The 12,531-nt window shown below is 72.1% G+C and carries 11 protein-coding genes; 4 read left to right on the top strand and 7 right to left on the bottom strand.

From position 1 onward, the window contains the following. Positions 1–23: 23 nt before the first annotated feature. Positions 24–2,615, bottom strand: coding sequence for an ATP-dependent chaperone ClpB (gene clpB / locus ACTWO6_RS00750; protein WP_446217711.1), 2,592 nt, complete (start codon positions 2,613–2,615; stop codon positions 24–26). Positions 2,616–2,801: 186 nt separating this feature from the next. Here clpB and ACTWO6_RS00745 point away from each other — a divergent pair, with 186 nt between their 5' ends. Beyond that, positions 2,802–3,854: a Fic family protein gene (locus ACTWO6_RS00745; RefSeq protein ID WP_446217709.1), complete on the top strand. Its 1,053-nt coding sequence runs from the start codon at positions 2,802–2,804 to the stop codon at positions 3,852–3,854. Positions 3,855–4,021: 167 nt separating this feature from the next. Here the strand turns inward: ACTWO6_RS00745 and ACTWO6_RS00740 are convergent, their stop codons facing one another. Beyond that, on the bottom strand, positions 4,022–5,125 hold the full coding sequence (locus ACTWO6_RS00740) for a hypothetical protein (RefSeq protein WP_446217708.1): 1,104 nt from the start codon (positions 5,123–5,125) through the stop codon (positions 4,022–4,024). Between the two features lie 30 nt (positions 5,126–5,155). On the opposite strand from ACTWO6_RS00740, the gene ACTWO6_RS00735 reads away from it, so the two are divergent. The 3 genes from ACTWO6_RS00735 to ACTWO6_RS00725 all read left to right on the top strand — a co-directional run bounded on the left by ACTWO6_RS00735 (position 5,156) and on the right by ACTWO6_RS00725 (position 7,482). Further along, entirely contained in the window at positions 5,156–5,656 is a 501-nt protein-coding gene (locus tag ACTWO6_RS00735; RefSeq protein WP_446217707.1) for a cation:proton antiporter regulatory subunit, read from the top strand. A gap of 5 nt (positions 5,657–5,661) precedes the next feature. Further along, on the top strand, positions 5,662–6,870 hold the full coding sequence (locus tag ACTWO6_RS00730; RefSeq protein ID WP_446217706.1) for a cation:proton antiporter: 1,209 nt from the start codon (positions 5,662–5,664) through the stop codon (positions 6,868–6,870). 180 nt (positions 6,871–7,050) lie between these two features. Continuing rightward, entirely contained in the window at positions 7,051–7,482 is a 432-nt protein-coding gene (locus ACTWO6_RS00725) for a hypothetical protein (protein ID WP_446217705.1), read from the top strand. A 254-nt stretch (positions 7,483–7,736) separates the two neighbouring features. On the opposite strand, the gene ACTWO6_RS00720 is transcribed toward ACTWO6_RS00725, so the two are convergent. The 5 genes from ACTWO6_RS00720 to dnaK form a co-directional block, all read right to left on the bottom strand. Beyond that, positions 7,737–7,955 carry a hypothetical protein gene (locus tag ACTWO6_RS00720; protein WP_446217704.1) on the bottom strand — a complete coding sequence of 73 codons (219 nt, stop codon included), beginning with the start codon at positions 7,953–7,955 and terminating at the stop codon, positions 7,737–7,739. Positions 7,956–8,095: 140 nt separating this feature from the next. Further along, entirely contained in the window at positions 8,096–8,536 is a 441-nt protein-coding gene (locus tag ACTWO6_RS00715) for a heat shock protein transcriptional repressor HspR (protein ID WP_446217703.1), read from the bottom strand. A gap of 30 nt (positions 8,537–8,566) precedes the next feature. After that, positions 8,567–9,757, bottom strand: a complete 1,191-nt coding sequence (dnaJ, locus tag ACTWO6_RS00710; protein ID WP_446217702.1) for a molecular chaperone DnaJ — start codon at positions 9,755–9,757, stop codon at positions 8,567–8,569. An 83-nt stretch (positions 9,758–9,840) separates the two neighbouring features. Beyond that, positions 9,841–10,584: a nucleotide exchange factor GrpE gene (gene grpE / locus ACTWO6_RS00705; protein WP_446217701.1), complete on the bottom strand. Its 744-nt coding sequence runs from the start codon at positions 10,582–10,584 to the stop codon at positions 9,841–9,843. A gap of 47 nt (positions 10,585–10,631) precedes the next feature. After that, complete coding sequence (gene dnaK, locus ACTWO6_RS00700; RefSeq protein WP_446217700.1) at positions 10,632–12,488, bottom strand: molecular chaperone DnaK; 1,857 nt, start codon at positions 12,486–12,488, stop codon at positions 10,632–10,634. Between the last annotated feature and the right edge of the window lie 43 nt (positions 12,489–12,531).

The following is a 12,531-nucleotide window of genomic DNA, read 5'->3' as shown; positions in this document are numbered from 1 at the left end:
GACCCGGCCGGGTGGGGGCGGGGTCAGGCGGCGGTGACCGCCAGGGAGTCCCTGCTCTCCGCGAGGTCGACCTTGACGGTGTCGCCGTCGCGGATCTGGCCGGCGAGCAGCGCCCTGGCGAGCTGGTCGCCGATGGCCGACTGGACCAGCCGGCGCAGCGGCCGGGCACCGTAGATCGGGTCGTACCCATGCTCGGCGAGCCAGGTGCGGGCCGCCTCGGTGATCTCCAGGCCGAGCCGGCGGTCGGCCAGCCGGCGCCGCATCCGGTCGAGCTGGATGTCGACGATGGAGCGCAGGTCGTCACCGCGCAGCGCGGCGAAGACCACGATGTCGTCGAGGCGGTTGAGGAACTCCGGCTTGAAGTGCGACCGGACCACCGCGAGGACGCCCTCGCGGCGCTGCTCCTCGGCCAGCGTCAGGTCGCTGATCACCGACGACCCGAGGTTGGAGGTGAGGATCAGGATCGCGTTGCGGAAGTCCACCGTACGGCCCTGACCGTCGGTGAGCCGGCCGTCGTCGAGCACCTGGAGCAGGATGTCGAAGACGTCCGGGTGGGCCTTCTCCACCTCGTCCAGCAGGATCACCGAGTACGGCCGGCGGCGCACCGCCTCGGTCAGCTGGCCGCCCTCCTCGTAGCCGACGTACCCGGGCGGGGCGCCGACCAGGCGGGCGACGGAGTGCTTCTCGCCGTACTCGCTCATGTCGATGCGGACCATGGCGCGCTCGTCGTCGAAGAGGAACTCGGCGAGTGCCTTGGCCAGCTCCGTCTTGCCGACACCGGTCGGGCCGAGGAAGAGGAAGCTGCCGGTCGGGCGGTCCGGGTCGGCGACGCCGGCCCGGGCGCGGCGGACCGCGTCGGAGACCGCGCCGACCGCCTCGGACTGGCCGACCACGCGGGCCCGCAGCGACTCCTCCATCCGGAGCAGCTTGGCGGTCTCGCCCTCCAGCAGCCGCCCGGCGGGGATGCCCGTCCAGGAGGCGACCACGGCGGCGATGTCGTCCGCGCCGACCTCCTCCTTGAGCATCGCGCCGTCGGCCTGGAGCCGGGCCAGCTCCTCCTCCGCCCTGGCCAGGTCGGCCTTCAGCGCGGGGATCCGGCCGTACCGCAGCTCGGCGGCGCGTTCGAGCTCGCCGTCGCGCTCGGCCCGCTCGGCCTCGCCGCTGAGCCGCTCCAGCTCCTCCTTGGCGGTGGAGAGCCTGGTGATGTGGCTCTTCTCCAGCTGCCAGCGCTCGGAGAGCGCGGTGAGCTGCTCGCGCTTGTCGGCCAGCTCCTTGCGCAGCCGTTCCAGCCGCTCGGCGGAGGCGGCGTCCGGCTCCTTGGCCAGCGCCATCTCCTCGATCTCCAGCCGGCGCACCGCCCGCTCGATCTCGTCCACCTCGACCGGCCGGGAGTCGATCTCCATGCGAAGTCGGGACGCGGACTCGTCGACCAGGTCGATCGCCTTGTCCGGCAGGAACCGGTCGGTGATGTACCGGTCGGAGAGGCTGGCGGCGGCGACCAGCGCGGCGTCGGTGATCCGTACGCCATGGTGCACCTCGTACCGCTCCTTGAGGCCGCGCAGGATGCCGATGGTGTCCTCGATGGTCGGCTCGCCGACCAGCACCGGCTGGAAGCGGCGCTCCAGCGCCGGGTCCTTCTCGATGTGCTCGCGGTACTCGTCCAGGGTGGTCGCGCCGACCATCCGCAGCTCGCCGCGGGCCAGCATCGGCTTGAGCATGTTGCCGGCGTCCATCGAGCCCTCGCCCTTGCCGGCGCCGACGACGGTGTGCAGCTCGTCGAGGAAGGTGATGACCTGGCCGTTGGAGTTCCTGATCTCCTCCAGGACGGACTTCAGCCGCTCCTCGAACTGGCCGCGGTACTGCGCGCCGGCCACCATCGCGCCGAGGTCCAGCGAGACGAGCTTCTTGTCCCGCAGCGACTCGGGCACGTCACCGGCGACGATCCGCTGGGCCAGGCCCTCGACGATCGCGGTCTTGCCGACGCCGGGCTCGCCGATCAGCACCGGGTTGTTCTTGGTACGCCGGGACAGCACCTGGATCACCCGGCGGATCTCCGAGTCCCGGCCGATCACCGGGTCGATCTTGCCGTCGCGGGCGCTGGCGGTCAGGTCGACGCCGTACTTGGCGAGGGCCTGGTAGGTCTGCTCGGGGTCGGCGGTGGTGACCCGCCGGTCCCCGCCGCGGACGCTCGGGAACGCGGCGACCAGGTTCTCCTCGGTGGCGCCGGCGGACTTCAGCGCGCCGGAGACCGCGCCGCCCACCCGGGCCAGGCCGGCGAGCAGGTGCTCGGTGGAGGTGTACTCGTCGCCGAGCGGCCGGGCGATCTGCTCGGCGGCGCCGATGGCGTTGACGAACTCGCGGGCCAGGGTGGGCTCGGCGATGCTGGAGCCGCGCGCGGCGGGCAGCGCGTCGACCGCACGCTGGGCGGCCCGGCGCAGCTCGGCGGGGTCGGCCCCGACGGCGCGCAGCAGGCCGGCGGCGGTGGAGCCGTCGGTGTCCAGCAGTGACAGCAGCAGGTGCCAGGGCTCCACCGTGGCGTGGCCGCGCTCGTTCGCGAGCGCGACGGCACCGGTGATGGTCTCGCGGCTCTTGGTGGTGAGACGTTCCGTGTTCATGGGCTCCCCCGGATCGGCGTGTCCACTAGGAAGGACACAACCAGAGTTGAGCCTATTCCGCTCAACTCCGGGGATGTGACCTGGCTCACTTTACGCGCGGCCAGCCGTACGCGGATCTACCCAATGGAACTGCATAAACTAAATAACAGCGCCTTACATTAGGTACTTTCTAGAGCGGATGACGTGATGCGGAGTTTCGCCGATCTCGATCGGTTGATCGGCCAGGTTCCTGGTCCGGTCGTCACCGCGCTCGGCACGGTGGACGTCGGTCGGGGCTCGGAGGCCCTCTACCGGGATCAACTTCCCGGCCTGCTGAGCCAGCTCGCCAACCGGGCTCGCGTCGCCAGCATCACTGCCTCCTCGGCGATCGAGGGTGTCGTCGTCCCCGACCACGCTCGAACGGACAAGATCCTTTCCGGCAAGGTCACGCACCTGAGGACAAGGAGCGAGCAGGAGCTCGCCGGCTACCGGGACGCCCAGGACCACCTGTTCCAAGGTTCGTGGCGCCCACTCAACAGCGGACTCCTCCTCCACCTGCACAAGATGCTCTTCGCGCACACCGCAGCCGCCGGCGGTCGGTTCAAGACCGAGGACAACCTGGTCGTCGACCGCTCCGCCTCGGGAGAGGTGACCGTCCGCTTCCGGCCCGTCCGAGCGTCCGACACGCCCTTCTACGTGTCGGAGCTGATCGACCGCTACCTGGTCGAAGTGTCGGGCCAACGGCATCACCCGGTGCTCCTGGTCGGGCTCTTCGCGCTCGATCTGCTCGTGGTCCATCCCTTCGAGGACGGAAACGGACGGGTGACCCGCGCCCTCACCAACGCCCTGCTGATGGAGACCGGCTACACCGTTTCCCGGTACGTCAGCCTGGAACAGCGGATCGCCGAGACGGCGGACGAGTACTACCAGTCCGTGTTGGACTCCACCCATGGTTGGCACGAGGACCGCGCCGACCCTTGGCCGTGGCTGAGCTACTTCGTCAACATTCTGGCCACCGCGTACCGGACGTTCGCGCAGCGGGCCGCCTCAGATCGGGCCGACGGCTCGAAGCAGGACCGGGTCCGTGACTACGTGGTGAACCACGCTCCCGCTGTCTTCCGGATGTCCGACATCCGCACCGCGCTGCCCGGCGTCAGCGATCCGACGATCCGCGTCGTGCTGGATCGCCTACGCAGTGATGGCATCATCAGCTCCGAGGGCCTGGGCAGGGCGGCAGCCTGGCGGCGAACGCCTTCCTGATCAGCCAGAGGGGGTGCGGCCAGGCCGGCCAGCAGCACCGCGAGGTGGCGGCGGCGCAGCTGCCGGGTCCGCTCCTGATCGGGTACGCGGGCCGCGCGCACCCCTCCAGCAGCCCGCTAGCACGAGCGGGATGGTTCCGCAGTGGTCACGGACCTGCAGCCGGCGGGTCAGTCGCCGTCGAGGATCACCTTGATCCACCGCCGGTTGGCGGTCCATCCGGTGCCGAGGATGACGTCGTCGGGCCCGTGGGCGGCTATCGTGCCGTCGGCGAGCACGGTCAGATTGTGGTCGCCGGTCAGTGGCCAGTCGACGTGGTAGTAGCGTCCCCCGGCCACCACACCCACCCCGTCCGGGCCGGTCACCGCCAGCAGCCCGACCCCGATCGGCGCCACGGACAGGGCCTGCGCCGGGTGCCCGGCAGCGCGGGCCGGCTCCCAGGACCGCGTACCCACGAGGCGCCAGAGCGCCGGGAAGCCGGTCCGGTCGGACCGCTCCCCGACCAGCCACACGCCGCCGTCGGGGGCGAGCACCACCCGCAGCACACCCACCTCGCCGTCGATCGCCGGCACCGGTGTGGCCAGCCAGCTCCGCCCCCGGTTCCGGGAGATTGCCGCGTACGGCCGGCCGTCGCGCGCGCCCGCCGCCACCAGCAGGTCGCCGTCGTGGCCGACCGTGTTCAGCCCCGGCACGGACGGCTGGGCGGCCAGTGGCACCAGCCGCCGGCCGTCCCACTCACCGACCACGCCCCGAGCCTCGACGATCTGGTAGCGGCCCCACGCGGCCACCAGGGCCGCGGGCTCCCCGCCGGTCGTGTGGGCGAAGCTGGCGCCGCCGTCGGTCGAGGTGTACCAGCCGTACGGCTCGGAGAGCAGCACCAGTGCGCCCGGCACGGCGTAGAGCTGCTGGTTCGCCGCCACCGGACGGGGATGCCGCAGCGCCCGCCAGGAGCGTCCATCGTCGACGGTGGCGTAGAGCAGGGCGGCGCAGCCACGACCGGGCGGCACCCCGTCGCAGGCGGCGAAGAGCGCGTAGCCGTGCGCCGCGTCGACGAACTCGACGTTCGGCTGGTCGTAGCGCGGTGGAACGGCGAGCCGGACCTGTCGTACCTCGTCGAAGCCGACGACCCGGGTCGGCACCGGCGCGGTCGGGGCCGGCCGGGGCGACGCGGACGCCCGGTGCGGCGGGGGCCGCCGGACGTCGCCGATGGAACAGGCGGCGAGGGCCGGCACCAGCAGCACCGCGACCACCGCGAGACTTCCGCGACCGATCATCGACCCACCTCCCAAGGTAGCCTTGCCGAGGTGCGAGTACGTGTCGAACAGACTGCCCTACCGGGGATCGGCGTACGCCATGACCTGGTGACCGAATCGGGCCGCCGGTTGGGGGTGGTGTCCCACCGCAACGGCCGCCGGGACCTCGTCCTCTACGACCCCGACGATCCCGACGCCTGCCAGGCCGACATTCCGCTGACCGACGACGAGGCGGAGGCGCTCGCCGACATCCTCGGCGCGTCGCTGATGCTCGGGCAGCTCTCCGGGCTGCGGGAGCAGGCCGCCGGGCTGCTCACCGAGCAGATCGCCATCCCGGCCGGCGCCAAGTACGTCAACAAGCGGCTGGGCGACACCAAGGCGCGCACCCGCACCGGCGCGTCCATCGTGGCGGTGCTCCGCGACGGCGAGGTCAACGTCTCGCCGGACCCCACCTTCCGCTTCGCGGCCGGTGACGTGGTGGTCGTGGTCGGCACCCGCCAGGGTCTCGACGGGGTGAGCGCCATCCTCGCCGACACCGACCCGGACGGCTGAGGCGGATGCACGAAACCACCACGCTGCTCGTCGAGGTCGGCGCGCTGCTGCTCCTGCTCGGCCTCCTGGGCCGGCTCAGCCGCCGGTTCGGTGTCTCCCCGATCCCCCTCTACCTGCTCGCCGGTCTCGCCTTCGGCCACGGCGGCCTGCTGCCACTGAACGCCAGCGAGGAGTTCTTCGCCGTCGGCGCGGAGATCGGCGTCATCCTGCTGCTGGTCATGCTCGGCCTGGAGTACAGCGCCAACGAGCTGGTCGGCAACCTCCGCTCGGCGGCCCCGGCCGGCCTGATCGACGCGGCGCTCAACGCCCTGCCCGGCTTCGCGTTCGCGCTGCTGCTCGGCTGGGGCTGGGTGGCCGCGGTGGTGCTCGCCGGCGTCACCTGGGTCTCCTCGTCCGGCGTGATCGCCAAGGTCCTCGGCGACCTGGGCCGGGTCGGTAACCGGGAGACCCCGGTGATCCTCTCCGTGCTGGTGATCGAGGACCTGGCGATGGCCCTCTACCTGCCGCTGGTCACCGCGCTGCTGGCCGGCGTCGGCCTGGTCAAGGGCGGGATCGCCCTGGCGGTGGCGGTGCTGACGGTGGTGGTCGTGCTGGCGGTCGCCATCCGGTACGGCCACCTGATCTCCTCGGCGCTCTCCGCCAAGGACCCGGAGGCCCTGCTGCTCGGGGTGCTCGGCCTGACCCTGCTGGTCGCCGGCGCCGCCGCCAAGCTCCAGGTCTCCGCCGCGGTCGGCGCGTTCCTGGTCGGCATCGCGCTCTCCGGGCCGGTGGCGCACCACGCGACCCAACTGCTCTCCCCGCTGCGGGACCTCTTCGCCGCGGTCTTCTTCGTCTTCTTCGGGCTGGTCACGGACCCACAGGACATGCCGCCGGTGCTGCTGCCGGCGCTGGCGCTGGCCGTGGTGACCATGGGGACCAAGCTGCTCACCGGCTACCTGGCCGCCCGGCGGGCCGGGATCGCCGAGCCCGGGCGCTGGCGGGCCGGCTTCGCGCTCACCCCGCGCGGCGAGTTCTCCATCGTCATCGCCGGGCTGGCGGTCGCCGCCGTCCAGCCGGTGGAGCCCCGGCTGGCGGCGCTCGCCACGGCGTACGTGCTGATCACCGTGGTGACCGGGCCGATGCTGGCCCGGCTGCCCGACTTCCCGTGGTTCAAGCGCTGGCTGCGCCGGCGCGGCCAGGTCCGCCGGCCGGAGCCGGTGCCGGCGGCCGACTGACGCCAGTCGATACGGATCGGGCCGGGTCGGCCGTACGGTGGACCCGGCCCGGCCATCCGTCGCCGAATCGGTCCCGGACAGGTCTTCCGCCGCCGCGCGAAAGCGCGTTACCGTGTCGCCCCAGCAGCCAGGGTCCGCGGGTGGCCGGTGCCCCCGCCAGCGGTAGCGGAAGGTTGGCCGGTGAGCGTGCAGGAGTCGACGTTCCACGGCTTTGCCAACCCCGTTGATCCGTCCCCGGCGGAGCTGCGCGCCTGGGCGTACCAGCCGGATTCGGTCCCGCTGGCCTCGATGCCCCCGGACTGGGACCTGCTGGTCGCCGGCGACCACCTCGTGACGACGCTCTTCGAGCTGGCGATGGACCCGGCCTGCCCGGCCCGGCGGTTCGCGCTGCACTGCCTCTACATCTACGCCGCCGACGGCATCCGGACGAACTTCCGGGCCCATCCGAAGCGCCGCTTCCGCAAGCTCGTCGAGCAGGCCGAGCGGGCCGGCGACGAGCTGATGCGCAACTGGGCGCACAACAGCCGGGTGCTGCTGGCCCGGCCGGACCACTTCATCTACCGCGACTGGTGCGAGGGCGGCCTGGTCCGGGAGAACCGCCGCATCGGCTGAACCCCGCCAGCCCTCGCGTCCCGGCCGAGACGGGCGAACGGGCCGGGACCCCCTCACGGCGTCCCCGCGTCCCGGCCCGCACGTCGGGACGGGCGAACGGGCCGGGACCCCCTCGCGGCGTCCCCGCGTCCCGGCCCGCACGTCAGGACGGGCGAACGGGCCGGGACCCCCTCGCGGCGTCCCCGCGTCCCGGCCCGGACGGGCGAACGGGCCGGGACCCCCCGTGGGTCCCGGCCCGCACGTCGGCGGACCCGTCAGGTCGATCCGCCCTGCTTGCGGCGTTTCACGTCGGCCCGGCCGCGGTCGATGCCGTGGTCCACCTGGTCGGTGAAGCGCCCTTCCTTGATCTTGTCCGAGAACTTGCCTCCGGTGACCTGGTCGAACTTCTCCCGGATGTTCTCGGCCACCTTCTCGAGCCGGTCCTCCGTCTGCTGGGCCACCTGCTGGGCGACCTTCTTCGCCGATTCCGCCATGGCTCCCCCCGCCAGTTCGGAGTCCGGATTGAGCTGGTTGGACCTGATTCCAGGCTAACGAAGACGGCCCGGCCCGCGCCGGGGATTCCCCGAACTGCGAGCCGGGCCGGTGTGGACCAGCGGGCCGAGCGGCGAGTGGGTCAGCGCTCCGGGTTCCGGCGCGGACGCCAGACCACCAGCGCCGTCGAGGTGCGGTTGGTGGGCACGAGATCCCGGCCCGGGAAGCGGGCCAGCGCCTCCAGCTCGGCGATCCGCCGGTACGCGACGTCCAGCTCCGCCTCCAGCCGGGCCACCCGCTGCTGCGCCTGCTCCAGCAGCCGCTCCAGGCCGATGATCCGCTTGACCCCGGCCAGGTTGATCCCGTCGTCCTGACTGAGCCGCTGCACCTCGCGGAGCAGCACCACGTCCCGGACGCTGTAACGGCGGCCGCCGCCGGCGGCCCGGCCCGGCTGCACCAGGCCCAGCCGGTCGTACTGGCGCAGGGTCTGCGGGTGCATCCCCGCCATCCGCGCCGCGACCGAGATCATCAACACCTTGGCCTCGTAGGCAGGGTCACCCGAGCCGACGAACTCCTCCGACATGCCCGCTCACCTCCGCAGCACCCGACCGGATCAACTGAATCGACGCACCCGCGCGTCGAGATGTTCCCGCGCGGCGGGCGGGGTCTGGTCGGCGAACGACTCCAGCGCCGCCCGCGCCTCGTCCGACAGCTTCGCCGGCACCACCACGTCGAGGGTGACCAGCAGGTCACCGGCCCGATCGTCCTTGCGCACCACACCCTTGCCCCGGGCCCGCAGCACCCGACCGCTCGGCGTACCCGGTGGCACCCGCAGGGTCACCGTGCCGTCGAGGGTCGGCACCCGCAGGTCGATGCCGAGCACCGCCTCCGGGAACGTGATCGGCACGGTCAGGGTCAGGTCGTCCCCGGAGCGCCCGAAGAGCTCGTCCGGGCGGACCTTCACCTGGACGAAGAGGTCGCCCGCCGGGCCGCCCCGCTCGCCGGGCTCGCCCCGGCCCGCCAGCCGGATCCGCTGGCCGTCGGCCACCCCGGCGGGGAAGCGGACGTTCAGGGTCCGGGTCTTGGTGACCCCGCCGGTGCCGTGGCACTCCGGGCACTTCTCCTCGACGACCGTGCCCACGCCCTGACAGTTGCGGCACGGCTCGGAGAAGCTGAACGACCCCTGGTTGCGGGTGGTCACCCCGGCGCCGTGGCAGACCGGGCAGGCCACCGGCTGAGTGCCGGGCTTCGCGCCGTTGCCGTGGCAGGTGTCGCAGACGCCGGGCGCGCGCAGCGAGAGCGGCAGGGTCACCCCGCGTACCGCGTCGCCGAAGTCCAGTGCGACCTCGGTCTCGACGTCCCGACCGCGCGCCGGACCCCGGGGGCGGGCCGGACCGCCGGCGCCGGCGCCACCGGAGAAGATCGTGCTGAACAGGTCGGTGAAGCCACCCCCGCCGAAGCGGGTGTCAGCGCCGCCGGCCGCACCGCCGCCGAACAGGTCGGAGACGTCGAACGGCATCCCGCCGGGCTGGCCCCCACCCCGGGCGTTGCGGCGGAACGCGCCCGAGCCGAAGAGCGAGCGCATCTCGTCGTACTCGCGGCGCTTCTTCTCGTCGCCGAGCACCGCGTACGCCTCGGAGACGGCCTTGAACCGCTCCTCGGCCTTCGGGTCACCGGGGTTGTGGTCCGGGTGCGACTCCCGGGCCAACTTCCGGTACGACTTCTTGATCTCGTCCGAGGAGGCGGACTTCTCCACGCCCAGCACGGCGTAGTAGTCCTTCTCGATCCAGTCCTTGGAACTCACCGGTCCACCCCCTTCCACGGGACGTACCCCGGTCGTCCCGCCCGCCCCTGACGGGCGGGCGGGACGGCGCGGGTCGGCACTACTTACTCCGGGTCGGCCACCGCGACCAGTGCGGGCCGCAGCAGCCGCTCGCCGAGCTGGTAACCCCGGCGCATGACCTGCACGCAGGTCGGTTCGGTCACGTCGGCGGAGGTCTGGTGCGCCACCGCCTCGTGCCGGGTCGGGTCGAACGGGTCGCCCTGCTCGCCGAACGCGGTCAGGCCGAACTTGCCCAGCGCGGTGGTGAGCTGCTCGGCCACCGTGCCGAACGGGCCCACCAGGTCGCCGTGCTCGCGGGCCCGGTCCAGGTCGTCGAGGATCGGCAGCAGCGCGGCCAGCACCGAGCCAGTCGCCTGCTCCTGGACCAGGCTGCGGTCCCGGTCCACCCGCTTGCGGTAGTTGGCGTACTCCGCCGACACCCGCTGCAGATCCCGGGTCCGCTCGTCCAGCTCCGCGCGGAGCGACTCCAGCTCGGCGCCGAGCGGCGCACCCGCCGGGGCGGCCTCCTTCGTCGGCTCGGCCGGGGAATCAACCACCGGCGGACCCGAGACCTCGGCCTCGGCCTCGATCTCGTCGACGACGACCTCGGCCTCCTCGACCAGCCCCTCGGCCGGGGCGTCGGCCGCGGCGTCGGTGGCGGTGGTCGTCGACTCCCCGGTCTTGCGGATCTTGCGCTTGTCACGGATGACGACCCGCGGCTCCTCGCCGGCGGCCTGCCCGGCGGTCGCGGAGCCACCCGGCGCCGACCCGGTGGCGCCCGGGTCGGCGGCTCGTGGCTTCTCCGTCATGCGGCTACCTCATCCCTCTGCCGTGAGTACGTGTCCGGAACGGCAGGTCACTTCTTGCCGTCCTCGTCCACGATCTCCGCGTCGACCACGTCGTCGGCGCCGCCGGCCTGCGGGCCACCGGTCGCACCCGCGCCCGGCCCGGCCGCACCCGGCTGCTCGCCCTGCTCGGCCTGCTGCGAGTAGAGCAACGAACCGGCCTGCTGGGAGACCTGCGCCAGCCGCTCGTGCGCCGCCTTGATCTTCTCGATGTCCTGGCCGCCGAGCGCGCCGCGCAGCTCACCGAGGGCCTCGTTCAGCTGCTCCCGGTTCTCGCTGGGCAGCTTGTCGCCGCTCTCGGCGAGGAACTTCTCGGTCTGCCACTGCAGGGCCTCGGCGACGTTGCGGGTCTCCGCGTCCTCGCGGCGCCGCTTGTCGTCGTCGGCGTGCTCCTCGGCGTCCCGGCGCATCCGCTCGATGTCGTCCTTCGGCAGCGAGGAGCCGCCGGTGATCGTCATCTTCTGCTCCTTGCCGGTGCCCAGGTCCTTCGCGTGCACGTTCACGATGCCGTTGGCGTCGATGTCGAACGTGACCTCGATCTGGGGCACACCGCGCGGCGCCGGCGGGAGGCCGGTCAGCTCGAAGGTGCCGAGCTTCTTGTTGTAGGCCGCGATCTCCCGCTCGCCCTGGAAGACCTGGATCAGCACCGACGGCTGGTTGTCGTCCGCCGTGGTGAAGACCTCGGAGCGCTTGGTCGGGATGGTGGTGTTGCGCTCGATCAGCTTGGTGAAGATGCCGCCCTTGGTCTCGATACCCAGGCTCAGCGGGGTCACGTCGAGCAGCAGGACGTCCTTGACCTCACCCTTGAGCACGCCGGCCTGCAGGGCGGCGCCGACGGCGACGACCTCGTCCGGGTTCACGCCCTTGTTCGGGTCGCGGCCGGTGAGCTGCTTGACCAGCTCGGTCACGGCCGGCATCCGGGTCGAGCCGCCGACCAGGATGACGTGGTCGACGTCGGAGACCTTGATCCCGGCGTCCTTCACGGCCTGCTCGAACGGGCCCTTGCAGCGGTCCAGCAGGTCCTGCGTCATCCGCTGGAACTCGGCGCGGCTGAGCGTCACGTCCAGGTGCAGCGGGCCGGCGGAGCCGGCGGTGATGTACGGCAGGTTGATGTTGGTGGTGGTGGCGGCGGACAGCTCGATCTTGGCCTTCTCGGCCGCCTCGCGGAGCCGCTGGAGGGCCATCTTGTCCTGGGCCAGGTCGATGCCGTGCTCGCCCCGGAAGGTCTTCACCAGGTGGTCGATGATCCGCTGGTCCCAGTCGTCGCCACCGAGGTGGTTGTCACCGCTGGTCGACTTGACCTCGATGACGCCCTCGGCCAGCTCCAGCAGGGAGACGTCGAAGGTGCCGCCACCCAGGTCGAAGACCAGGACGGTCTGCTCCTTGGAGCCCTTGTCCAGCCCGTACGCCAGGGCGGCCGCGGTCGGCTCGTTGACGATCCGCAGCACGTTGAAGCCGGCGATCTCACCGGCCTCCTTGGTGGCCTGGCGCTGGCCGTCGTTGAAGTAGGCCGGGACGGTGATCACCGCGTCGGTGATCTGCTCGCCCAGGTACGCCTCGGCGTCCCGCTTGAGCTTCATCAGCGTCCGGGCCGAGATCTCCTGCGGGGTGTACTTCTTGCCGTCGATGTCGACGGTCCAGTTGGTGCCGATCTCCCGCTTGACCGAACGGATGGTCCGGTCCGGGTTGGTGACCGCCTGGCGCTTGGCGACCTCACCGACGAGCACCTCGCCGTTGCGGGCGAACGCGACGATAGAGGGGGTCGTCCGCGAGCCCTCAGCGTTGGCGATGACGGTGGGCTCACCGCCCTCGAGAACGCTGACGCAGGAGTTCGTCGTGCCGAGGTCGATGCCGACCGCACGTGCCATGTTCGCTTCCTCGCTTCGTAACGTCGAGCAGATGACGGGCATC

The sequence above is a fragment of the Micromonospora sp. IBHARD004 genome, assembly GCF_052814115.1.
The sequence above is the reverse complement of the archived record's forward strand: the minus strand, read 5'-3'. Positions and strand labels throughout refer to the sequence as shown.